22 protein-coding genes and 3 pseudogenes are annotated in these 21,662 nt (G+C 34.8%); 7 read left to right on the top strand and 18 right to left on the bottom strand.

The features are described from left to right. Both ACIQXN_RS17095 and ACIQXN_RS17090 read right to left on the bottom strand, forming a co-directional pair. Positions 1-690: an O-methyltransferase gene (locus ACIQXN_RS17095; protein WP_402969218.1), complete on the bottom strand. Its 690-nt coding sequence runs from the start codon at positions 688-690 to the stop codon at positions 1-3. Positions 691-703: 13 nt separating this feature from the next. Beyond that, positions 704-2,341, bottom strand: coding sequence for a hypothetical protein (locus ACIQXN_RS17090; RefSeq protein WP_402969215.1), 1,638 nt, complete (start codon positions 2,339-2,341; stop codon positions 704-706). A 330-nt stretch (positions 2,342-2,671) separates the two neighbouring features. On the opposite strand from ACIQXN_RS17090, the gene ACIQXN_RS17085 reads away from it, so the two are divergent. Beyond that, a complete protein-coding gene (locus tag ACIQXN_RS17085; RefSeq protein ID WP_402969212.1) occupies positions 2,672-3,217 on the top strand; it encodes an NADPH-dependent FMN reductase in 546 nt (181 codons plus the stop codon). A 346-nt stretch (positions 3,218-3,563) separates the two neighbouring features. Here ACIQXN_RS17085 and ACIQXN_RS17080 read toward each other — a convergent pair whose 3' ends face one another. Then, positions 3,564-4,895 (bottom strand): helix-turn-helix domain-containing protein, encoded by a 1,332-nt coding sequence (locus tag ACIQXN_RS17080; protein ID WP_402969209.1) that lies wholly within the window; start codon positions 4,893-4,895, stop codon positions 3,564-3,566. 394 nt (positions 4,896-5,289) lie between these two features. Here ACIQXN_RS17080 and ACIQXN_RS17075 point away from each other — a divergent pair, with 394 nt between their 5' ends. Beyond that, entirely contained in the window at positions 5,290-5,823 is a 534-nt protein-coding gene (locus ACIQXN_RS17075; protein WP_402969207.1) for a hypothetical protein, read from the top strand. A gap of 441 nt (positions 5,824-6,264) precedes the next feature. Here the strand turns inward: ACIQXN_RS17075 and ACIQXN_RS17070 are convergent. From ACIQXN_RS17070 to ACIQXN_RS17035, 9 genes and pseudogenes are all read right to left on the bottom strand, one after another. Then, a pseudogene (locus ACIQXN_RS17070) lies at positions 6,265-6,354 on the bottom strand (NucA/NucB deoxyribonuclease domain-containing protein); the annotation flags it as partial. A gap of 65 nt (positions 6,355-6,419) precedes the next feature. Further along, positions 6,420-6,792 (bottom strand): annotated as a pseudogene (locus ACIQXN_RS17065) (IS1595 family transposase); the annotation flags it as partial. A 700-nt stretch (positions 6,793-7,492) separates the two neighbouring features. Then, positions 7,493-7,897 carry a type VII toxin-antitoxin system HepT family RNase toxin gene (gene hepT, locus ACIQXN_RS17060; protein WP_402969204.1) on the bottom strand — a complete coding sequence of 135 codons (405 nt, stop codon included), beginning with the start codon at positions 7,895-7,897 and terminating at the stop codon, positions 7,493-7,495. Continuing rightward, positions 7,887-8,294: a type VII toxin-antitoxin system MntA family adenylyltransferase antitoxin gene (gene mntA, locus ACIQXN_RS17055; RefSeq protein WP_402969200.1), complete on the bottom strand. Its 408-nt coding sequence runs from the start codon at positions 8,292-8,294 to the stop codon at positions 7,887-7,889. Before mntA ends, hepT begins: the two co-directional genes overlap by 11 nt. 359 nt (positions 8,295-8,653) lie before the next feature. Continuing rightward, positions 8,654-8,788: a hypothetical protein gene (locus ACIQXN_RS17050; RefSeq protein WP_402969197.1), complete on the bottom strand. Its 135-nt coding sequence runs from the start codon at positions 8,786-8,788 to the stop codon at positions 8,654-8,656. Positions 8,789-9,057: 269 nt separating this feature from the next. Beyond that, positions 9,058-9,555 (bottom strand): methyl-accepting chemotaxis protein, encoded by a 498-nt coding sequence (locus ACIQXN_RS21575; protein ID WP_483878345.1) that lies wholly within the window; start codon positions 9,553-9,555, stop codon positions 9,058-9,060. A gap of 261 nt (positions 9,556-9,816) precedes the next feature. Continuing rightward, a pseudogene (locus ACIQXN_RS21570) lies at positions 9,817-10,344 on the bottom strand (protoglobin domain-containing protein); the annotation flags it as partial. 131 nt (positions 10,345-10,475) lie between these two features. Continuing rightward, positions 10,476-11,135, bottom strand: a complete 660-nt coding sequence (locus tag ACIQXN_RS17040) for an HD-GYP domain-containing protein (RefSeq protein WP_402969191.1) — start codon at positions 11,133-11,135, stop codon at positions 10,476-10,478. Positions 11,136-11,233: 98 nt separating this feature from the next. After that, on the bottom strand, positions 11,234-11,482 hold the full coding sequence (locus tag ACIQXN_RS17035; RefSeq protein WP_402969188.1) for a PAS domain S-box protein: 249 nt from the start codon (positions 11,480-11,482) through the stop codon (positions 11,234-11,236). A 373-nt stretch (positions 11,483-11,855) separates the two neighbouring features. On the opposite strand from ACIQXN_RS17035, the gene ACIQXN_RS17030 reads away from it, so the two are divergent. Beyond that, positions 11,856-12,026 (top strand): anti-repressor SinI family protein, encoded by a 171-nt coding sequence (locus ACIQXN_RS17030; protein WP_402969185.1) that lies wholly within the window; start codon positions 11,856-11,858, stop codon positions 12,024-12,026. Positions 12,027-12,376: 350 nt separating this feature from the next. Here the strand turns inward: ACIQXN_RS17030 and ACIQXN_RS17025 are convergent, their stop codons facing one another. From ACIQXN_RS17025 to ACIQXN_RS17000, 6 genes are all read right to left on the bottom strand, one after another. Further along, positions 12,377-13,675, bottom strand: coding sequence for a hypothetical protein (locus ACIQXN_RS17025; protein ID WP_402969182.1), 1,299 nt, complete (start codon positions 13,673-13,675; stop codon positions 12,377-12,379). A gap of 193 nt (positions 13,676-13,868) precedes the next feature. Then, a complete protein-coding gene (locus tag ACIQXN_RS17020; protein ID WP_402969179.1) occupies positions 13,869-14,630 on the bottom strand; it encodes a class II aldolase/adducin family protein in 762 nt (253 codons plus the stop codon). 84 nt (positions 14,631-14,714) lie between these two features. After that, the gene (locus tag ACIQXN_RS17015) at positions 14,715-15,374 is read right to left on the bottom strand and encodes a hypothetical protein (protein WP_402969176.1); all 660 of its coding nucleotides are present in this window, start codon (positions 15,372-15,374) and stop codon (positions 14,715-14,717) included. Positions 15,375-15,389: 15 nt separating this feature from the next. Then, a complete protein-coding gene (locus ACIQXN_RS17010) occupies positions 15,390-16,184 on the bottom strand; it encodes an ABC transporter ATP-binding protein (RefSeq protein WP_402969173.1) in 795 nt (264 codons plus the stop codon). Between the two features lie 8 nt (positions 16,185-16,192). Then, the gene (locus ACIQXN_RS17005; RefSeq protein ID WP_402969170.1) at positions 16,193-17,059 is read right to left on the bottom strand and encodes an ABC transporter permease; all 867 of its coding nucleotides are present in this window, start codon (positions 17,057-17,059) and stop codon (positions 16,193-16,195) included. 14 nt (positions 17,060-17,073) lie between these two features. Beyond that, positions 17,074-18,081: an ABC transporter substrate-binding protein gene (locus tag ACIQXN_RS17000; protein WP_402969167.1), complete on the bottom strand. Its 1,008-nt coding sequence runs from the start codon at positions 18,079-18,081 to the stop codon at positions 17,074-17,076. A gap of 473 nt (positions 18,082-18,554) precedes the next feature. On the opposite strand from ACIQXN_RS17000, the gene ACIQXN_RS16995 reads away from it, so the two are divergent. Genes ACIQXN_RS16995 through ACIQXN_RS16980 form a run of 4 tightly spaced genes read left to right on the top strand, consistent with a single transcriptional unit; the run spans position 18,555 to position 21,599 of the window. After that, positions 18,555-19,088, top strand: coding sequence for a flavin reductase family protein (locus ACIQXN_RS16995; RefSeq protein ID WP_402969164.1), 534 nt, complete (start codon positions 18,555-18,557; stop codon positions 19,086-19,088). Further along, positions 19,085-20,548: a 4-hydroxyphenylacetate 3-hydroxylase family protein gene (locus tag ACIQXN_RS16990; protein WP_402969161.1), complete on the top strand. Its 1,464-nt coding sequence runs from the start codon at positions 19,085-19,087 to the stop codon at positions 20,546-20,548. The genes ACIQXN_RS16995 and ACIQXN_RS16990 overlap by 4 nt, the downstream gene beginning before the upstream one ends. 34 nt (positions 20,549-20,582) lie before the next feature. Next, complete coding sequence (locus tag ACIQXN_RS16985) at positions 20,583-21,146, top strand: FAD synthetase (protein WP_402969158.1); 564 nt, start codon at positions 20,583-20,585, stop codon at positions 21,144-21,146. A 21-nt stretch (positions 21,147-21,167) separates the two neighbouring features. After that, positions 21,168-21,599, top strand: coding sequence for a RidA family protein (locus ACIQXN_RS16980; RefSeq protein WP_402969154.1), 432 nt, complete (start codon positions 21,168-21,170; stop codon positions 21,597-21,599). Positions 21,600-21,662 lie beyond the last annotated feature (63 nt).

Here is a 21,662-nt window from a genome sequence, read left to right as displayed (position 1 = left end):
TCACCTTTTTATAGAGATTGATAATCCAAATGGATCGACATTCAGATTAATTGATGACTTAAATTTAGTCTCATCAAGAAGTGCCTCTTCAAATGGCTTCATGTCTTTTTCGAATTTTTTTTCATTAATATCATGAGCGATTATTAAACCGTTCTCATTCATTTTCGGAAAAGCTACATGCAATAAATCAAGGTATTTCTTTTTTCCATCTTCCTTAGTATCGATGTCGATGTACAATAAATCTATCTTTTCAGGTACCTCGGTAATCCAACTAATGGCATCCGCTTGGATTATATGTACATCCGAGGCATGTATATTAGCAAAGTTAATTTGGGAGATAGCTGTGGCTTCTTTAGAAATATCTAAACCATAAATACTCGTCTTCTGCCCTGCATCCCCTAAAATTGAGTAACCAGAGAGCCAAGCAAGAGCATTTCCAGTATAAGTACCTGCGCCTACTAAAACATTGGGCTTCTTACTATACCCAATACTAAATAAAATCCTTGCCATTACTTTTGTTATACTAGTTTGAGGTATATTAAAATTCAGACTCAATAATTGATGCAGTTCATAAAACTTATCAGTTTGGAAACAGTTTTTATTCAAAATCTCTTTATTTGATAGATACTCAATGATTTCCTCTACTTTTTCATCGAGGACTTCATAACGCTCCTGAGATAAATTGACCATATACGTCGCTCCTTCATGTCGTTAATTCTTTATTTAAGTCTACTTCTGGCACAAAAGATAGATCTAAATAAGGAATATAAGAGGTTAACTTTATTTTTGGAAATTCAAGGTCATGGTTACTTTCCTTCCTATATGCGTAGTCCAACGCCCTGTCAAATAAACTCATAGAGCCCCTATCATCTAAACGCCCAGCAACCTCTTTTCCTTCCCTAAACAACTGTAGTGCTTCACCATATTCATGATTGACAATTTTTAAATATCCAAGCCCATACAGTACACCATGAAGATGAAAGTCGTTGTTTTCTTCTCTCGTTAAATCTAATGCCCTTTGTAAGAGCAGTTCTGCCTGGTCTAATTTTGATAGTTTAATATGTAATAGTCCTAACCGATAAGTTAATGCTTTCTCACCCTCTTTGAATTGACCATCATTGGCTAAAAGTGGTGCAAAAGCTTGTTCCCAGAATTGAATAGCTCTCGAAAACTCACCAGCAATCTCTAATAAAAATGCGATATTCGCTAGTAAGTTGTACTTTAGATACACCAATCGAAAATTTGATTCATTGCTGATTAATCTGTATGCTGTCATTTCCTCTTTGATTAGTGTTGCAAGAATTTCTGCCTTTTCCTTTTCATTCTTGCGTGCGGCCAATACAGTTTTCGCCAAAGAACGACCATTCATTAACCAAGCCTTTTCATGCTTAATACGAAAATCGTCTTCATCAGAATAATCTGAAATATCTTTATATGCTTTATTTATGATAGCTAACCCTTCTTCAGCTTTTTTTAGCCTCTTAATTAGGCACAACCCTTTTATATAGGAATTTCTAGATAGTTCAAGTATCGTTTGACTATTTTCTATTGCCTTTTCAAAATAATACATAGCTTTATCAAAATTACCGAGATTCGCCTCAATGACCCCTATATGTCGATAAGCAAGCTGATTGCTTATAATTTTATTTTCTGAAGAATTATTGAGGGTCTTATCTAGAATGAGGAGGGCTAATTCAAAATTTTGTTCAATGATCGCTGAATCGAGGATAAGTGGTTCATATAATCTCTGTTCCAAAGGATAATCCGCTTTGGACAATAATTGGTTATTATCAGGATTGTAGATTTCGATATGCCCAATTCTCTTTATCTTCTCAAAGACCTGTCTTCTAGCTTGAATTGCAAAATGCTCATCCTTCGTTTTAAATACATCCTTTGAGAAATGAAACGTTATCAGCGCCGCATTTTTTTTCTTATTTAAAAGCCCAGCAAGACGATTCAAAACCATAAGGGAGGGACGATCTATCATTTCAGCTTTATTAAAAGAGATTCGCTCTATAGAGGTGCTCTCCAAAACTCCCTCGAAAAATCTGGCTATGTTTTCAATAGTTTTTGCTCTTTTGATATGGTGTCTACTTAGTCGAAGAGTTATTGCCTGTAATTCCAGTGTAGCCAAACGTCCAGTGTATTCAGGGTTTTGTCTCTCGTTATTTATATAATGAAATACCGAAGTAAGATCTGATGCATATTTTATAAAAGTTTCATTGAAAACTTCAGTATCTAGTAATTCCTTCAGATGCTCATACAATCTATTTATGGTGGAATAAGATTGCAAAGAAGTTTCGCTATCTAGCAACAAATTAAGGGGCATTCTAATCATCATTTCACCTGTTTCCTATAAAATTTAAGAAATCGATGTGCAAAAGCACATCGATTTCTAATGAAATTACCAAGCAACCGCGATTGGGGATAATTCTAAGCTCTGTGCATCTATTTCTTCAGCAGCAACATCAGACAAGAATGCATCAAGGTTTAATTCTTCCATGATTCAGCACCTCCTATTATGTAATATTTTCCCTTGCAAGAAAAATATACCATTTATTATATTTAAAAACAACATAAAATTTAAATATTTTAATTTTATTAAATATTTTTATATTTTAACGTTAATATATAGAGAATATTTGTTAAAATGAGGCTAAGGAGGGATAAAATGAGTAATATTGTACTAATCAATGGGAGTCTAAATCCAAACTCAAATACAAAAAAACTAATAGTACTTATGAGTAAATTGCTTGAAAGAGAAGGGCTTTCAAGTGAAATAATAGATATTGACAATTTGAATCTCCCTTTATTTAATCCGGCTACTCCTCCACATAAAGATTTAGTAAAAATATTGACTAAGTTTATGAATACAAAAGCATTCATCATCGGTTCTCCAGAATATCATGGTGGGTATTCCGGAGCTCTTAAAAATTTTATTGATCATCTTAATGGAGATGTTTTTTCAAATAAACCAATTGGCTTGATCGCTTCCAGTGGTGGGATCAAAGCAGGGACTAATACCCTTAATGGCTTGCGATTAGTATTTAGAAACCTACATGCACTAGTAATTCCTCAACAACTTGCCATTAGTTCAAAAGAAATCAATGACAATAACCTATCTCCAGAATGTAAGAAAAGACTTATCGAGTTTGCAAATGAATTTATCCATTATACAAAGCTTATGCATTCTAAAAATCCCCATTCCATACAATAACATTAATAAACTCATTTAATATTGACATTTTTTTCATATAATGAAATAATTATCCATACATTCACAAAAAAAGGAGTCAATGCTATATGTTAAGAAAAATTAAAAGGGCAAGTCTAATTGTTATAATTTCTTCTAGTGCAATTTTTCTATCCACGAATTTAATTAATCATGTAGAAGTAAAAAGTAATCAAACTTCAGTTACAAACGATCCAATTTGGCCATCTAATATACAATCTGCCAAAAATGTTTAATTTGCATTAAAAATAATGAGCATATTAAAAAGGCCTTCGAAAGATTCCACTTTCAAAGGCCTTTTGTGGTTCATTGAGTTCTTTAACTCAATAGATTAAAATGATAAAATTTTATTAAAAAACTTTATCATATCGTGGGAATCTTCTTTTTCATATATATTCAAAGCTTTCGTCATAACCTCAAAAGTCTTATCAATATCTCCCTTTTCTTTAAAAATTTTCGATTTCAAAGTATATATTTTTGCTAATACAAATTGTTCTTCTCCATGTGCAACTAAAGATTCGGCTTCATTTGCCAACCTCAGAGCCTCTTTCAAATCATTTGTTTTTATTTTAATAAAAGACTGTAGAAGAATACACTTGATATTCATAGATATATCAAAAGTTCGATCGGTGTCTTTAAAACTTTTAACAATGTTTTTTAGCATTGCCAATGCCTTGTCGTAATTTTTCAACTCCAAGTAAGTCAACGACATCTCGAATAAAGTATTTCGTTCTAGTTTCGTATTACCAATGTCAATAGCTAGCTTAAATGCTTTATTTAATTCAATTAAAGATTGTTGGTAATCTCCACATTCCCTAAATAAAATGCCTTGATTGGTATAGCATCCAGCAATATCATTAGGTTCTCCTTCTTTTTGTAAAATCCTCAAAGCTTGTTGTGAATATTCAATCCCATCTTTATATTCATCTAAATAAAGATGGGCTAAGCCTTTCAACATATAAAACTTTCCTTTTAAATAAGAAAAGTTGGTTTCTTTCATGTAAATTAATGCTTCGTTTATCTTTGATAAGCCCATTTTAAATTTATATTTTCGGCAATACCCATAAGAAAGAATATACAATAATTTCAACTTTAATAATGTTTCTATAGATGAAAAATTAGAATTTAACAGCAATAAACCATTTGAAGCATTTGTGATAGCTAAATCGTAATTTGAAGTATTAAAGTAACACTCAGATTTAAGAAAATAAACTTCAACAAAATCATCCAATTGCTGAAATGTTAAATAAAGGAGAGCATTATTTAATTTTTCTATGGCAATTTCGAATTCTCCATCAGCCATACAGATTTGGCTTTCCAGTTTATAAAAAATTCCCTTTTCTACAAAACTTAATTCCATTTTACCAATATCATTGGACAATTCCTTGGCCTCTATTAGTTTTTCATTACTGATTAATCTTTTCAATATGTTTAACGCTTGATCAGGTTCACTTCTAATCATGACCATATCTCCATCAACCAAATAATTTACATTCACTCCTAATTTTGAAGCAATGATTTCTAAGGTCTTTAACGAAGGATTTGATTTTCCTCTTTCAATTAAACTTATTATTGCTGGACTAAGGAAAGGTCCTGATAAATCTTCTTGTCTAAGACCGAGTTCCTTTCTTTTTTGTTTAATTCTTTCACCTAATGTTTCCATTTTATATTCCTCATTTCTTCCTTATGGGAATCAATTTCTTAATGTTAATTTACCATATTTATTCCTACTTATCAGTTTACTTTTGGTTTATACTGACCAATCCTACTAAAAACTAAAGTCACTCTAATTTGTAATATGAGTAACTAGTAACAATCCTTCTATTGAATTTTCTAAAATTAAATAAACTGGAATTAAAAAAGCAAGCCGTTGATTATCCACTCTTGCATTTCAATAATTTCAAATACAAAAACGGTATACACCGAAGAGAATGAAGAACTCATAATGCAAAAGAAAATTGAAGATCTAAAAACATACTAATGAAGCAACAGGAGCCCCTTTAGAAATCGAGAATGTATATCCGTCAATAGTGGAACAAAATTCTGGAATCTCTTTAATGGCTGCTTTGCCTCAAGACGGAATAAAAATAAAAGTTAAGGGTGATATGGAGCTAACCCAACAAGTGATTTATCTTGGTTCCACTAGTACTCAGTATAAATACTTGTTCGTTTCAAATGCTCATTCGAATGATAAACCATTAAGCACTAAGACCGATGTTTTAGGGTCCGCTTGGAGTGAGGAAGCTGTTGCTAAAGCCGACTCATTTTCAGGTTTTTGGGATCAAGGAAAAGAGATTGCTGACGGCAAAGGTGGTACAACTTGGACTTTTGATGACAAAATGTTGAGTATGAAAAGCCCGAAATCCTACGGTCACTATGTGACTATAAAATTAGGTGGCGGCGACTATCAAAATATTAATATGAGGAGAGAAGTGCGGGTAGGTAAATCCAAAAAAGGAGAACCTGCTTATGTAAAAACAACTTGTGTAAGTGCTTCGATCGGGCCGGTTTCTGTGGATATTCCAAGAAAATGGTTACAATCTGGATATGAAACCTATGTTGAGTATAGTTTCACCTTCGGTAACACCTAATACTGCTTAGAAAGGATAGTTTATGCTATCCTTTCTTTATCTTTGTTAGATAAGGGGGGTTGCTTCTATGAACATATTTTTAGACTTTTTTGGATTTTTAACTACACCAGTATGGTGTATTATTTTATGTCTAAATTTCATTGCTATACTACAAAAAATTAAATTAAATAATGAAGATTATACGAAGAACACTTTTTGGTTTACCTTATCTTTCACATTCCTTATCTCTATATTATTCTACTATGTAGCAGCTTATTAGTCTGAACGGTTAAAGGCCAGTTCCAACCACTAAATTGAAAAATGGCACTCACGAGGAGTGCTTTTTTGGTGTGTTTTAACAAGTGGTAGCTTAATAAAAAATAAAAGAGGAATACAGTCTTCAGATTTTTTTAATAAAGAGCCTTAATCTAATGTAGCAAGACTCTCATAACTTTACTCAAATTACTCTACAACGAATAAAACCTTTGTACCATCGGGATAGTCACTTAATTGTTGAGATACCCACGAGCCAGCACCACGATTGTCTGTTGGGACAGTTCTATTTTTTTTAGATTTCCTCAAATAAACTAGCGATTAGTGCCATTACCACTTCAACTCCCACTTGAATTTTCCGTTTGATAGCAATAGATAGGATAATACTTTAAGTCTGGATTAGAATAGTGTTCTAAGCCCTTTTCTATTGCATGGGTATTGTAGGCTCTCCACGCATCAGTTACTAGCACGTTTTCAATGAATCATTTAGAAGCAATCAGTGCATCAACTTTTGGCTTCACAATACGCCCCATACAATCAACTTTATATACTGTTGCTTTGTTCGGTCACTGGCAACGAGGACACATAGCTGTTCGTGGCTTATTCCACTATGTTTGGAATTTCCACCACGCTTGCAAGGTTTGCATTCAGTAATTCCATGTTGTCCTTTTTGAGAGTATAGAAAATGATCTCGTCAATTTCAATGATACCTTCAAAATGCTAAACTTCTATTTGAGACTTACCTTCTTCTATAAATATCCCTTTGAAAAAGGAGCAAGCTTGTGAATTGCTCTATTTAATTTCTTTATTCTACTATTTAGCATTTTATTAGAGATCTTGTCTTAGTATTGATAAAGATAAGCTAAAAAGGTATTGATGGCTTGGAATTATATATTCTAACGAGGTTTATGTTTAACGATATGAATCGTTTATTCTTATTACTGTAATCTGTTGCGAATAATAATCACTTGATTCTAATAGTCTTGGTAAAACGAAAAAAGGCTCCAAAAGGATGCCCTAATTAAGTGAAGATCCACATACTTTCTGTTCCGTTCCTTATGCTCTTAAGCATTTAATATTACCTCTCCATTGATAACACTCGCCTATTAAGGTATAAGTTTTTTCCCCATTATCCAACAAGCGTCCAATTAACAGAAAAATTGGGTTTATTACTTAGAGAGGACTCCTTAGAAGATTATTCTTATATATTCAAGTTTATTGAATCAGGCAACGTTAACTATTTAAATTAAATAGGAAGTTTAACTTAGTGGATAATACTAGCCTCAATATTTAACTTTTACATCTTCAATGGCAAATTTGGAAGATTCACTTGAATTAAAAACTTGTTATTCCTTATCGCATCTTTATTCGTATTTATAAGAAAGACTCGTATTTTGTATCTCACGTAACTTCACTATTAGTTATTCAGGATTTGTTTTGTGAAATCAGTGAAATCTCCGAGGTGATTTACTACAATTTGGTTTAAAATGTCTAAATTGATGGTTTGGTAATCATGTACCGCAATATTTCTAAATCCAACCATAGCTTTTAGGCGCTTGGCTATGTCTTTATCAATAATCGATTGCACCTGTAACATATCAAATGCGTCTCTGCTTGTTTGAGGTAGCCCCAGCCTTTGATCAGCTACAATGTGCATAGCCAAATCGATGGATGATTCACACGCCCGTTGAATATTAAGGATAATGGAATCCTGTTTGGTATAATCCTTAAGATTATCTGGATTGTCAGCATATACATCAGTTACACGGTTTATACAGCGCTCTATAACACTGATTTTGTTTAAAATCACATCATTTTTCATAAATGAACCCACTTTCCGCTATTGTTTTTAGGATATTTTCGCGTTCCTCGTTTAATTTAGCGTACATGCTAAGGGCAGTCATTTGTTGATTTTTGAGGAGATTATCATCTTTCGAATAAATTACAGTGCCTGTCGTGTATATCTGTGCCTGAAAGACGGTAGATGCTGTACGTAGATTGACCAAGTCCACATCCATTTTTAAATGATCTGCCAATTCCTGTGCCATTAAAAATAGGTCATATGTAGAATGTAGGGAATCCTGACTGTAAAACGCCACATCAATGTCACTATCCTTATGTATCGTGTTTTTGGCGTAAGAACCGAATATGATAATAAAGGAAGGGTTGACTTTGCTTATTAGGAATTCTTGAATACTTTGAAACATCTCTGTTTTCATAAGTCACACTCCCTAATGATAATACGAATAGTATACCAAACCTTCATTCTTATATCTATTGTTCTTGGAACAGTGATGCTTTTACTCAAATTTGTTTTAATATCAGCATAACCATGTTTTTCGAAAACAAATATATAGTTACCGTTAGTAATTGGGGTAACAAACAAAGAAAGACCTCTCTAAGGGGACCCAAAAAATTTGGTGAAGGTCAAATCCAGTATATTGTTCTAGAACCATTCGGTTCCTTATGCTCTTAAGCATTCAATATTACCTTCCCAATAGAAAAATTGCATCTCTCCGATTCACCTGTACCTTCGCATGTTAAGATATAGAGTTTTCTTCTCCCGTTATTTAAACCCTTACTTTACAAAAAGATCGAATTTATTACTTGGAGGAAACTCCGTAGTTTGATTGAAAATATATGCCAAGTAGTAGGTTAATTCAAATCGATCATCCTGGATAAAATCTGCTAATAGCACCATTTTCCTTTCCATCTTTCTTTTCAGCCTCCTTTTATAAATCTACATATATCCATTCTTTCCAATCTATTAGTCTTGTATACAGGCTGATTACTAAATTCAAAACAATAAACTTTTGAAACGAATAAGGGAATTTCAATTATTTTTTATTGATTTCAGGTAATTATAGGATAACCAACTTTATGGCTTGTTAAATGCAATCCCTAACAAGACAACAAAAAGACATGAATTCAATTCAATAGAGAACTCATGCCTTGAAAAGTTTGCTTCCGTAACACTAAAACTTACAAATGGGTTGTCAGTTCTGTTAGTTGTTCTGAAGTGATAGTCACCTGTACAAACGATTGGCTGATTCCTTCTATATATGCATGAAGGTCAGTCATCTCTTTCGCAATACCTACATTCCGTTCTTTAACCATGGTCATGGATTCCACGATTTCATTAAAAAATAATCCTATTTCTTTGTTCTCCTTGTTACTTGTCGTGATATTTTCATTGACAGTGGAGATTGATGACGTCATCACCTTGGTATGATTGCTAATATTATTGATCAATCTCGATACTTCGGCAACGGAATTCTTTGTACTTTCGGCCAATTTACGTACTTCACCCGCCACAACGGCAAACCCTCTGCCATGTTCACCTGCCCTGGCAGCTTCAATCGCCGCATTCAAGGCAAGAAGATCGGTCTGATTCGCTATCGAAGTGACCATCGCTACAATGCGGTTGATTTCCTGTGATATCACGGACAACTCCTTCATGTCGTCCGAGAGTTGTTCCATATTTAGTTTCGCGTTATCCATCCCTTTTCCAATCTTATTCAGCCGTAGGACCCCTATCTTCGATTTATCCTCCGTAGCCATTGCTACATTACAGACAGATTCAGATATAGTGTGGATATCCCCCACTTTTTCTACAATGTTATGCGTAGAACTTTCTGCCTCTTCACTTATAGCAGCCAATTCCTCTGCATTCCGGCTTACTTTTTGCATGATGGCTCGTTTTTCTTCCACAACCTGCGTTCTGATGTTTTCATTTTCCAGCTCATATGCTTCCAATACTATCTGCTGTTCCAAATTAAGAATCTTCGTCACCGCAAGAGTGACTTCATTGTATTCCTTTAAACTGCTCATCATCGGGAACAAGATTTCGATAAGGGAGTGAAGCAAGTTTTGAAAAGCGCACATATACCATTTCGGTTCCAAACCTATACGCGCGTGCACATGGGCGATGATATAGCGTTGATTAACGAACTCATCATTAACTACGCCACTGAACATTTCAAAGATATGCTTTTGTAGCGTTTTCCTAAGTCGGTCAATCGTACTTTGATTGTTTATTATGTGCATCAAAGAGTCTTCTTTTTCCAAGTTTTTATAGAAATTATCAACAATCTCCACTATATGAGCTTTTACGATCGGTTGAAGTGAACGAATAATACAAAGATCGTGGTGCGTTAATTGAATCATTTCAATCTGAGTTTCTATTTTTATATATTTTTTTAAATGTATACCCACTTCATTGCTGAATTTCTCATAATTGACATCATTCACTTTTTTCTTCGTTTTCATTAGCTTGATCATTGAAGAATCTCCCCTTTGTAGCCGTTTTTAATTGTGGTTCAATAGATTACCTTCCAGGAAAATTCCTCAAACATCATTTCTTACAAAAAGGTGCCCATCATAAACGTGTCTTATATTACTCATTGTTGAGGCTCACCATTGAACAATTGAATGAAGGTCTCCACCAGTAATGGATCGAAATGCTTGCCCTTTTGTTCCAAGATAAACGTTAAGGCATCCTGGATCTTCCATTGCTCTTTATAAGGTCTCCGGCTCGTTAAAGCGTCGAAAACATCCACGATTGCTACGACCCTTGCCTCGAATGGAATCTCATCTCCCTGTAAGCTATCGGGGTACCCCGTCCCATCCCACTTTTCATGATGATATCGAATGATATTCTCAGCAACAGCCAAACTTTCTATGAACTCATAGTTGAATCCCCCAGATATCCTGTTTAAAATATCCACTCCCATCATTGGATGCATTTCGATTATTTTTCTTTCGTAAGTGGTCAGAGCTCCCGGTTTATATAATATCCCTTCTGGAACACTTGCTTTTCCTATATCATGCAAAATGCTGGAATGTATAATGTCATAAATAAATTTCGGTTTTATCCCCAATTGATTCTTCGTATTATGAGCCTGTACTAACCGTTCTGTTAATTGCTGCACTCTTAGCAAATGGTCTTCGATGTCCGGATCTCGGATTTCGCAGGAAAAGGCAAGGACCCTTAATAAATCCCTTTGTACTTCTACTTTCTTAACTTCCGGGATATAAACCCCCTGCTGTAATTGTTCCAACTCCCGAAATATCCCTACGTAATGTATACTCCCTTTACAATCAAAGGGAGTGATTGATATCGAAGAATGCCAAAACTCACCGGACTTCTTTCTATTGATTAATACACCCGACCAAGATTTTTTTCTTTCAAAGCACATTTTAATGAGGTATAGGTAGATTGCGGGGTTAGTCTGGATTTTAGGAAACCCGCTCTTAATCCTGTAATCGATTCACTTGAATACCCCGTGGTCGATTCATACTCCTTGTTAACATCTAAAATGACATGATTGCTGTCCGTAATGATGACTGCGTCGGTTAATTGTAAATAGCTTAGTAATTCAATAGGTGTCTTTTTCAATGATTTCATATTTTATACACTCCTATTTATGTACATTCGAATAGAATAAACGATACACGACTTTCTTACTATGTAAATAGTATCATATATGTAATATTTATGATTGTGATATCTATGACAATTACATGTATTGCCAAGTAATAAGTCCAAATTAAACCCTGATAAATCAAGGTTTATCATTTATTATGTAATTAATTTCCATTCATCCTTGCGATTTTCAAAATGGGATTAGTTTATCTAATTTCAAAAGCATCAGGACTTTATTACCAACAAAATTAATGATATCATTTCTAAAGGGAATTTTTGTTCTTTCGCTTTAACACAGTAAAGGAATTGTTCTATAAACGAAGATCAACGAAGCACCTATGGGGGATATAAAAAGATGATAAGAAAAAAACTTGACGTAGAGTGGATTGAACTAATGGTGGAAGTTAAATCATTGGGAGTCCATATAGGGGAAGTACATGAGTTTTTGAGAGTAACAGTAAACGATTATAATGTGGATAAAAATTATGGAGAGGGTGGAGAGGGTTCTCTGAATGATACTGATTGAATCTAGGCTTCAATAAACAGGAAACATTTCAAAAATAATAAGACATTAACTGTTGTAACTTTTCCCTTTCTCTTGAAAATATATCCCATTATTCCTTTTGCATTTATCTCAAACGATTCTGGAATTGTTGCCTCGTACGGTATAAGCAGCTTTTCTTTCTCCAATTCGTTTTTACTAAATCGCATTTTTATTTCTGTTTTTTCCAGACATTTACCCCCGACGATTTGCCGGGGCACTCTTATATATGAAAGGAGTAAGAAGAGAATATAAAGTTCGACTTTCTTCAAGTAGCCTAGTAGTTTTGAAAATTTAATTTTAAAATACTACAAAATCATTAAAAAAATTATAGTTTATATACTATTAATCCTATATATCTTCCTTGGTCGTCCTTTCGATATTGGAGCTTCTTCACCAATTATTTCAGCCATATCTTGTTCTACTAAATTATTAAGTATACGTCGTGCATTTCTTGGGGTCATTTTTAGCCATTCTGAAAGAAGTGATGCTGTTATAGAATGATTACCTGTTCTTTTTTGCACTGACAATATCTTATTAAATGTAGTAATTGTCACTCCACACAGTTTAAGTTTCCCACTCATTTCTCGGTCTTCTACTCTATAACTAAAAGAGATGCTTTCCTGTTCCTGAAGAGGTCCCTCTATCATTCCTTGATCGTCAACAAGAAATGCACAAAAAGGAGCATACTTTTGCGCATTAAGTAAGGCTATTCTTGCGTGCTTCTCTGCTGCTAATGCTGTATCACCATATCCAATACCAATATGTGTAGGATAGTCGGTTACTAATGAGACCTTATCCAATAAATCTACTACATGTTCTGATGACTCCTGTAAAGAGCCTCTCGTTGAAAAAATGATAAAGCTACCCATTCCAAGATTTACAATTGAACCTGAAAGAGATTCGGAAAAATTAACAATGACTGACTGTAATTGTAAATTCAATCGATGCTGATTATAAGATAATGTAAGTTTATCATTTTCTGCTCCATCAGTAATCTTAATCAAAATAACGGAAATTTGAGATTCCTTAAAATACTTCGTTTCCCAATATTGAATCGCATTTGTCAATGTTTCACGAATATTAGTACGTGTAGGTGTGATCCAATATGAAGGTATATCTTCCGATTGTAAATTTTCAAAAATAGCATACAAACATGTTAAACAAGTATCTACTTTATTTTCGTTATATAATTTTTTATGAAAATCAATTAGCTCTTCTATAGAAGTACCCTCATGAAATTCCTGAGAATAAATAGATTGACTCGACAAATTAAGATCCTCAAAAGTCTCATATACATCACGTTTAGGAATAATATCTATACTCATATTTTGCAAATGTCGCTTATCACTATAACCGATTTCAATCATTGCCTTTGTCAAACTCGCACCATCCAATTGAAGAACGAAAAAAGGTTGGTTAGACCCACTTGCTCTTACAAAAGGATAAAGAACTGGTCCACCAAGTACCCAAATATCCACTTCACTTTGTTTTTGTTGTATTATGGATGTTGTTTCTTCAGGATTCTTATAAATAAAAGGAATGACCTGTAAACGGTCCTTATAATCCTCTGCAAGTTCTACTACCATTTTTACTGTACTAGATGGACCAACTATCCCGGCTCTTGTTATCAATTTTCTTTCCCTGCCTTCCTCTAATGATTATGTATATCAACATTCACATAGTCATTATAGTTAAAAAAGGCACCCTCTCTTGAATGTATATCAATATTACTTGAAATACATTTAGAAAGAAGCCTTCTCATTTAAATTATTATACCAAAATATACAAAAAAATTAAAAACACACCATTTTTACGAAACTTACTTTACAACAATAAATCAGGTTCCTCCTTTACTATTTTGTTCCATAAAGGTTGGAAATTAAGCCATCCTTCATACTCTGTTCCCGTCTGCTCAGCAGCTATTAACGCACTTTTTTCATCAATCAATATTGGCTTTTGAACTGATTCTGCTAATATTTGCGACTGACACAATCGTTCCATTGTAATAAACCACCAAGCTGCTGAATCAACAGAATGCCCCACCGTAAGTAAGCCATGACTTCTTAGGATGAGCGCCTTATACTTGCCTAATGTTTCTGCAATGCGCTTCCCTTCTTCCGTTTCATACACTAATCCTGTATAGTCATCAAAGAGCGCGTGATCGTTGTAAAACTGGCACGCATCTTGAGAGATTGGATCTAATAATCTTCCAAAAGAAGCCCACGTTTTTCCATATAAAGAGTGTGCATGTGCTGCAGCTATAACATCTGGTCTAGCTTTATGAATTTCAGAGTGAATAGCAAATGCTGCTCCATTTAATGATTCTTCTCCTTCCACAATATCACCATTTTCATTTACAAGAATCAAATTAGATACAGTAATCTCACTGAAATGCTTCCCATACGGATTTACCCAAAAATGATCTGTATATTCTGGATCTCGTACAGTAATATGTCCTGCCACACCTTCACTAAAACCAAAATTAGAGAACAGTCGAAAAGCACCTGCAAGTCTTTCTTTCCGATGCTTACGTTCTGCTTCCATATTTTCAAACGTTTTGGGATTTAAATACGTAACATTCGACATACACATTTCCCCTTTTCATATTATTTATACCTAAAGGGTTTTAACAGATCGAACCATTTAGAGTTACTTAGTATTTAAAAATTCTCAAACAGTTTGATTATTGGTTTCATAAATATCATTATAAAACTTCATCATTTCATCTCGAAAACTACGAATTCCTTCCGTTGCGTTTATAATTTGTTCTTCTGTAACCATGTACTTTGCAATGATGGTTTCTCCTAATCCCACATGGAAATTTTCATCCTTTTTTATCTTTTCATAACACTTCGCTAAATCCTCCAAACCAATCCGTCTGCAACTTTCAATGACGATGTCATGTGTAGTTGTCGTGGATGTCTCTGAGCAATTCCAAACAGCAATCGCACAAACTGCATCTTTCTCAAGGGCTGCCCAATGTATTTCCTCCCACCCTTTGTTCAATTCTGAAGTTGCAACAGGTGCTTCATAACCATGTTTTTCTAAAACACGACTAAGAATTTCATAATGATTAGCTTCCTCTAGCATATGTCTGCATAAAGCTGTAACAATTTCTCTATCAAACTCGTTCCAATATTTAATGATCTCTGTTCCGAGGAATATAACATACTGCATTTCAAGCCAATCTCTCTCCCTAATCGCTTCAAATACTTCCTCATGCGAAAGATCTTCCCTTGTCCAAAATTCCAAAGCCCGCACGTGTGCATGTTCCTTAAGCTCGTTTTTAATTTGATTAAACTCAACCATAAAATCCTCTTTCGTTACCATGTATATTCCTCCTTATTATTTAACTTCTAATTCCATTGCTTTCAAACTTTCATCTCGAATTAATTCTGTCAGTTGTCCTTTTAAAATAAGAAATTCTCTTTCTGTTTTTATCTTATAAGAACGAGGATGCTCTAAATTTATCGGAATATCTGCTTTAATGCTTCCTGGTCTTGATGTCATTGTGATAACACGACTACCAAGGAAAATGGCTTCTTCTACATCATGTGTAATGAATAAAATCGTTTTATGTGTTTTCTCCCATATTTCAAGGAGTAGCTCTTGCATAATTAACCTCGTTTGATTATCAAGTGCCCCAAATGGTTCATCTAGTAGTAAGATTTCGGGGTCATTTGCAAGGGCACGAGCAATAGCCACACGTTGTTGCATCCCTCCTGATAATTGTTTTGGATAGTGATGCTCGAAACCTTGTAAGCCTACTAGCTCAATATATCGTTTGGTAATATCTTTTCTTCCCTGAGGATCCATCCCTTTGATCTTTAAACCATATTGAATGTTTTCTTCTATGTTGAGCCAAGGGAACAAGGAATACGCCTGAAACACCATCCCTCGATTAGCAGAAGGTCCAATAATTTCTTCCCCTTGCAAGTAGATTGCACCTTCTGTTTGTTCTTCTAAACCTCCAATCATCCGTAACAATGTCGATTTCCCACAACCAGAAGGTCCTAAAATTGTAATAAATTCATTTTTGATTATTTTTAAGTTAATGGTATCTACAGCGAGGACATCGGGTTTCTTACCAGTTCCTTCATACACTTTTCTAACATCTTTTACATCCACTAAAATCTCCATATAGCTCCTCACCTCCCGTAATTCCAAGAAAACATTTTTTTACCAAAAAATTTCAAGATTAAATCCGATAGTAGTCCAAGCATACCAATTGTTAATATCCCAAAAATGATATTGCCAATTCGAAACATCCTTTGTGATTCAATGATGACACTACCAATACCTGAAGCCGTCGCAATTAATTCAGCAACTATGATATAGGACCATGCCCATCCTAAAACGAGGCGAATTGCATCTAAAATACCGGGCATCGAGGCTGGCAATATGACGGATCGTAAAACACCTATATTAGAAGATCCCAGTGTATACGCAGCTTCTAATAATTCCCGGCGAACACCACTAACTTCTACTGCAACCATTAACACAATGGAAAAGATACTACCAAAAAAGATTACGGATATTTTTTCCAATTCACCTACACCAATCCATAAGATGAAGAGGGGTATAAATGCTGAAACAGGCATATAACGCACAAATGAAATGATGGGTTCAAAAAAGGCTTCTACTACTTTATAGCTTCCCACGAAGATGCCAAGGGGGACACCAATTAGTAACGCTAATCCAAATCCTACAAGTACCCGACTAAACGTTACGAAGATATCATTTATAAAGTTAAATTGTGTAAAAAGAGTAATACCAGAGGTTATAATGCTTGTGGGTGTTGGTAAAAACAGTGCATCTACAATATTTGTATAGGTTAATAAAGACCAGATGCCTAGCAATAAGATGAAGCTACTCATGGTCAATTTGAAATATAAGCTTTTTGGTATCGGTTTCTGCGGTTCAAAATAACGTAATCTCTTCTTTTTTTTCTTTTTCGTCTTCACAGATTCCTCTAATATGACAGTATCCATGTCCAAGATCTTGTTCCTTTGCATGTTTACCACCTCCTTCAATCAATAAAAGAATAATCTATTAAATCTTCAATGTTCGGCTCTTTATCAATAATCTTTTGTTCTGTCCATAATTCAGCGCCCAATTTTGTTAATTCGTACAGTTGACCTGGATTTTCTTTTGTACCAACGTATTCGCGCGCTTTCTCTTTATCGTATAAAGTAACGCCACTTAAAGCTTCCTTAAACTCCCCATCAGTTTGTCCCATGGCTTTTGCCATTATCGTAATAGCATCTTCTTCATTTTTCTTGAAGTATTCAATGGCATCGAACCAAGATTTCACAAAACCTTTTACCTGCTCTGGATTTTCATCTACATAATCTTGATGAAGAGCAAAGGAACTAGCAATGATTCCAGGTGTTTCTGAACTAGTCATTAACACATGGCCAAAATCTGTATTCTTTACATTCGTTAACCACGGTTCCCAAGTAATAGCTGCATCTACTTTATTTGCGATAAACGCTGCACCCGCATCGCCACTACTCATACTTTGGATATCCATATCACTCATGCTCATGCCTTCTTGTTTCAGCAAATAATTAAACCAAAAGAAACTAGCTCCTCCATCTGTCTGTACAGCGACCTTCTTACCTTTTAAATCTTTAAAATTTTTAATCTCTTTCTTGGCCACAATACCATCACCACCACTTGATTCTTCCGTACTAATTACTTGCACTAGTGGGATACCACGTGCCGCAGCTACTACCTGAGAATCAATCGTTCCACCAATTCCTTGTATTCTATTAGCTGCTAATGCACTCAAACGATCTGATGAGCTTTCGATCCGCGTTATCTTAACATTCACACCATTTTTTTTAAAAAATCCTTTTTCCTCTGCAATATAGAAAGGAGCATACCCAACCCACGTTGAGAAAGCGATAGTAAGCTCCTCTTTATTTTTAACTGAATTTTCAGTCTTTTTTTCTGCTGAAGAGCTACTAGATTGACAACCGGCACTAATTAGCAGGAATACAAGCAATGTTATGAATAGAAAAGATTTTTTCATTCTTTCATCTCCCCCCTAAATTAAATCATTCGTAAAAGGAAATCCACCGACCAGGAAACCATTTTTTACTATAGTTGATATACAGAGAAGGTTGAACTGTATTAACTAGCGTCACTCTAATCATGTAATATTTTATAACATTAAATAAATAACAGGAAAATAAACTACCTCCCTTACAACTAGGCTATAAATACTGGTAATGCATACTTCACAGAGCATATATCCTAATATTGGTACATAAAAGGAAATAATCTTAAATTATTTATACTTCTTCAAACCTACTTTGTCAATTGTATTTTGTAACATTTTGTAACACATGAAATTTTTTTGTTAGATTTTATAACATATAATAAATAAAAAACTTAACACGAATTATATTGACTGTATTTTCAGAATTTTATATATTTAATTTAGGAACAATTAGAGAATTATTCCTAAATTGATTATAAATGGAGAGAGTGGTGAAAACGTATATGAGTACTAACCAAGCAACAGGCACAGTTACTTCCGAAACTTTTAGACCCATAATAAGTAATTTTGCTACTGGTGTTTCTATTATTACAGTACGGCATAATAAAAAAGATTACGGTCTAACAGCCAGCGCTGTTTGTTCCGTATCATTGGATCCTCCCATGCTTCTCATTTGTGTCAATCAAAATACTGGAACACAAAAAGCAATTATGGAGGCCGGATCGTTTAATGTTCATATTTTAGGAAAACAGCAAGGAGAATTAGCATTAAAATTCTCAAAAGCCAATACTGACAAGTTTGAAGACCTTGTATACTCATATAGCGATTTGGGGAATCCTCTTTTTCCTAACGTAGTAGCTCAAATTGAATGTCAATTGTATAAGGAGATGACTGGAGGTACACATTCTGTCTTTTTAGGAAAAGTTCATTCAGCTAAGGCAATAACAGAAAATCCATTACTCTATCTTAAAGGTCAATTTGGTGAATTTACACATCTAAAACTAGAAACTTTTAAATCGAAGGAGGAGACAGTATGACTTTAATGACAGGAAAAGATTACAAAGAATCTATACATGACGGCCGTGAAGTCTTCATAAATGGTGATAAGGTTACAAACGTAGCTGAACATCCAGCATTTAAACCAATTGTTGATGTAAAAGCCAGAATGTATGACATGGCATATGAGCCACATCATAAAAACATCTTAACCACTACATTAGAAGACGGTGAAATAGTATCACGGGCGTACAAAGCCCCAAAGACAAAAGATGATTTATCAGCCATCCGCACACATGTGGAAACCATTCTTGATGACCTTGGTGGAGTTGTTTATCGAGTCGGTGATGAAACAATTGGCGAAATGTGGTCATTATACGATGCTAAGGATAAATTGAATGAAATTGATCCGGCCTATGCTAAAAATATCGAATACCATATCGATCGTGTAGCAAGAAAAGATTTATTCCATGTATCAGCCAATACAGATCCCAAAGGGGATAGAAGTAAATTATTTGCTGGAAAAAATGGCGGTACACTACTTCATGTCGTGGAAGAAAATGATAAGGGGATTGTCGTCAAAGGTGCTAAATTTGAGACTGCTGCGGCCTATGCTCATCAAGCTTTCGTCAAACCCACTATATTAGATTGGAATGCCGGTGAAGATACAATGGCACCTTTTGCATGCGGCTTCATTTGCGACATGGGCTCTCCTGGATTAAAACATATTTGTCGTACCTCTCTTGGTCAAGATAAAAACCCTACAGACTATCCAATCTCTACAAAATTTGAAGAAATCGACACATTACTCATTTTTGATCACGTCCTAATCCCTTGGGAAAATGTCTTATTTCATCGCTCATTAGCATCTGCTGCCTATATCCGTTCCACGCTACATCGTTACTCAGCTTTTAACTACGTCCTTAGAATGTTGCGAAGAGCTGATTATTTAATTGGGACAGCTGCATTAAATGTAGAACAAACAGGGCTCACACAATTGCAAGCAGTAAAAGAAAAACTCTCTCAACTAATCGGCTATAGAGAAGGAATCAATGCTTTTCTAACAGCAGCTGTCGCAAATGCAGAACAAAGTCCAGGCGGATTAATGATGCCAAATCAATCACTCCTATATAACGGTAGAGTATTCGCTTTATCACAATTCCCTGCCATGGCACATTTAACTAGAGAACTAGTAGGCGGCCAATTAGCTGTTACACCGGACTACAATACTATGTCTGATCCCGTCATCAAAGATTATATCGATGAATATTATGCTGTGGGTGATTGGGGTGCACAAGAAAGAGGAAAATTATTGTACTTTGCGAGAGACTTATTAAATTCCTCTTATGCAGGTCACAGAACAACCTTTGAACTATTTGCTCAAAGTCCTCCATTCGCACAACAACTGGCAGCTTTCACTAATTTCGATATGGAGAAACAACGTGAACTAGTTCGTAATGCTGCAGACTTAAACCCCTCTATCCCCGTGACTAGCGCCTAGAAATCGAATGGGATCCGAAAGGAGACGGTGTCCAGTGGAAATTCATGATTCAGGCAATATCAAGCTTCCCGAATCCATTCTTACTATTGGTGCGCTAGACGGTATCCATAAAGGGCACCAATTACTATTAAACAAAGCAAAAGAACGCGCCAAAAAACTTGGCGTTCCCTTTGTTGTATATACCTTTGATCCACCTCCGAAAGTCTATTTTACCGATTGTTCACTTTTAACTACGTTAGAAGAAAAACTTCAGCTCCTTGAACATTTAGGAGCTGAGCATGTCATAATCGGAAAATTTAACGAGGCTTTTACTAGACAGGAAGTTCCCATATTTATTGAAGAATTAAAACGACTTCATCCAATTGAAATATGGGAAGGACCTAACTTTGTGTTCGGTAAAGATCGAAAAGGCAATAATGACGTTTTAGGACGCTATTTTAGAGTAGAAGTTCTACCTCCTCTTAAATGTATAGATAATAAAATGATATCTTCATCACGTATCCGTCAGCTATTAAAAGAAGGTCAATATTCTCAAGCTCAAAATTTGCTTGGATGGGATACTTTTACGCATTACCCCATAAAAACTTATAGCCTCTGAAAACCGAAAGGAGAATATCAAATGGAAATTAAACGTTACCATAAATTCGAGACAAATAAATTTTATCCTTCCCACATGGGTGAAGAATCTCACCATGTTACAAATGAATTTAGTATGGTCGTCCGTGCTGGAAATCATATTTATATGAGAGGTCAAACAGCTTTTGATTTAGAAGGTAATTTCCATGGAGAAAATGATGTTGTTGAACAAACAGAAAACGCCTGTCGCTGTATAAAACAGCTTCTTGAAGAAGCTGGCGGAAAGATGGAAGATGTATGTAAACTAACTACCTATGTAACAGATCGTTCTTATCGAAAAGAAGTATACAGTGTGATTGCCAAACACTTTAAAGGTGTGTATCCAGTTAGTACTGGCCTTGTCGTTCAAGGTCTAGCACTTCCAGAAATGTTGGTAGAAATTGATGTTGAAGCTGTAATTAACGATAAAGAATAGTAATAGAAAAATTTTATAGAACTTACGAATAAAAAAGAAGTAATCATTTCCTACTTTTATTGG

Origin of the sequence: Peribacillus sp. NPDC097295 (assembly GCF_044761665.1) — a bacterium.
In the GTDB taxonomy this organism is placed as follows: domain Bacteria; phylum Bacillota; class Bacilli; order Bacillales; family DSM-1321; genus Peribacillus.
This window is presented reverse-complemented; position numbering and strand designations above follow the sequence as displayed.

Excerpts from the sequence above, each read along its gene's own strand:
- hepT (WP_402969204.1), bottom strand. The coding sequence starts at position 7,897 with ATGAAAAATGATGTGATTTTAAACAAAATCAGTGTTATAGAGCGCTGT.
- ACIQXN_RS16980 (WP_402969154.1), top strand. The coding sequence starts at position 21,168 with ATGGAAATTAAACGTTACCATAAATTCGAGACAAATAAATTTTATCCT.
- mntA (WP_402969200.1), bottom strand. The coding sequence starts at position 8,294 with ATGAAAACAGAGATGTTTCAAAGTATTCAAGAATTCCTAATAAGCAAA.
- ACIQXN_RS16995 (WP_402969164.1), top strand. The coding sequence starts at position 18,555 with ATGAGTACTAACCAAGCAACAGGCACAGTTACTTCCGAAACTTTTAGA.
- ACIQXN_RS16990 (WP_402969161.1), top strand. The coding sequence starts at position 19,085 with ATGACTTTAATGACAGGAAAAGATTACAAAGAATCTATACATGACGGC.
- ACIQXN_RS17095 (WP_402969218.1), bottom strand. The coding sequence starts at position 690 with ATGGTCAATTTATCTCAGGAGCGTTATGAAGTCCTCGATGAAAAAGTA.
- ACIQXN_RS17030 (WP_402969185.1), top strand. The coding sequence starts at position 11,856 with ATGATAAGAAAAAAACTTGACGTAGAGTGGATTGAACTAATGGTGGAA.
- ACIQXN_RS17050 (WP_402969197.1), bottom strand. The coding sequence starts at position 8,788 with ATGGAAAGGAAAATGGTGCTATTAGCAGATTTTATCCAGGATGATCGA.
- ACIQXN_RS21575 (WP_483878345.1), bottom strand. The coding sequence starts at position 9,555 with ATGGAACAACTCTCGGACGACATGAAGGAGTTGTCCGTGATATCACAG.
- ACIQXN_RS17075 (WP_402969207.1), top strand. The coding sequence starts at position 5,290 with ATGGCTGCTTTGCCTCAAGACGGAATAAAAATAAAAGTTAAGGGTGAT.
- ACIQXN_RS17015 (WP_402969176.1), bottom strand. The coding sequence starts at position 15,374 with ATGGTAACGAAAGAGGATTTTATGGTTGAGTTTAATCAAATTAAAAAC.
- ACIQXN_RS17080 (WP_402969209.1), bottom strand. The coding sequence starts at position 4,895 with ATGGAAACATTAGGTGAAAGAATTAAACAAAAAAGAAAGGAACTCGGT.
- ACIQXN_RS17090 (WP_402969215.1), bottom strand. The coding sequence starts at position 2,341 with ATGATGATTAGAATGCCCCTTAATTTGTTGCTAGATAGCGAAACTTCT.
- ACIQXN_RS17000 (WP_402969167.1), bottom strand. The coding sequence starts at position 18,081 with ATGAAAAAATCTTTTCTATTCATAACATTGCTTGTATTCCTGCTAATT.
- ACIQXN_RS17005 (WP_402969170.1), bottom strand. The coding sequence starts at position 17,059 with ATGCAAAGGAACAAGATCTTGGACATGGATACTGTCATATTAGAGGAA.
- ACIQXN_RS17010 (WP_402969173.1), bottom strand. The coding sequence starts at position 16,184 with ATGGAGATTTTAGTGGATGTAAAAGATGTTAGAAAAGTGTATGAAGGA.
- ACIQXN_RS17035 (WP_402969188.1), bottom strand. The coding sequence starts at position 11,482 with ATGAAATCATTGAAAAAGACACCTATTGAATTACTAAGCTATTTACAA.
- ACIQXN_RS17020 (WP_402969179.1), bottom strand. The coding sequence starts at position 14,630 with ATGTCGAATGTTACGTATTTAAATCCCAAAACGTTTGAAAATATGGAA.
- ACIQXN_RS17085 (WP_402969212.1), top strand. The coding sequence starts at position 2,672 with ATGAGTAATATTGTACTAATCAATGGGAGTCTAAATCCAAACTCAAAT.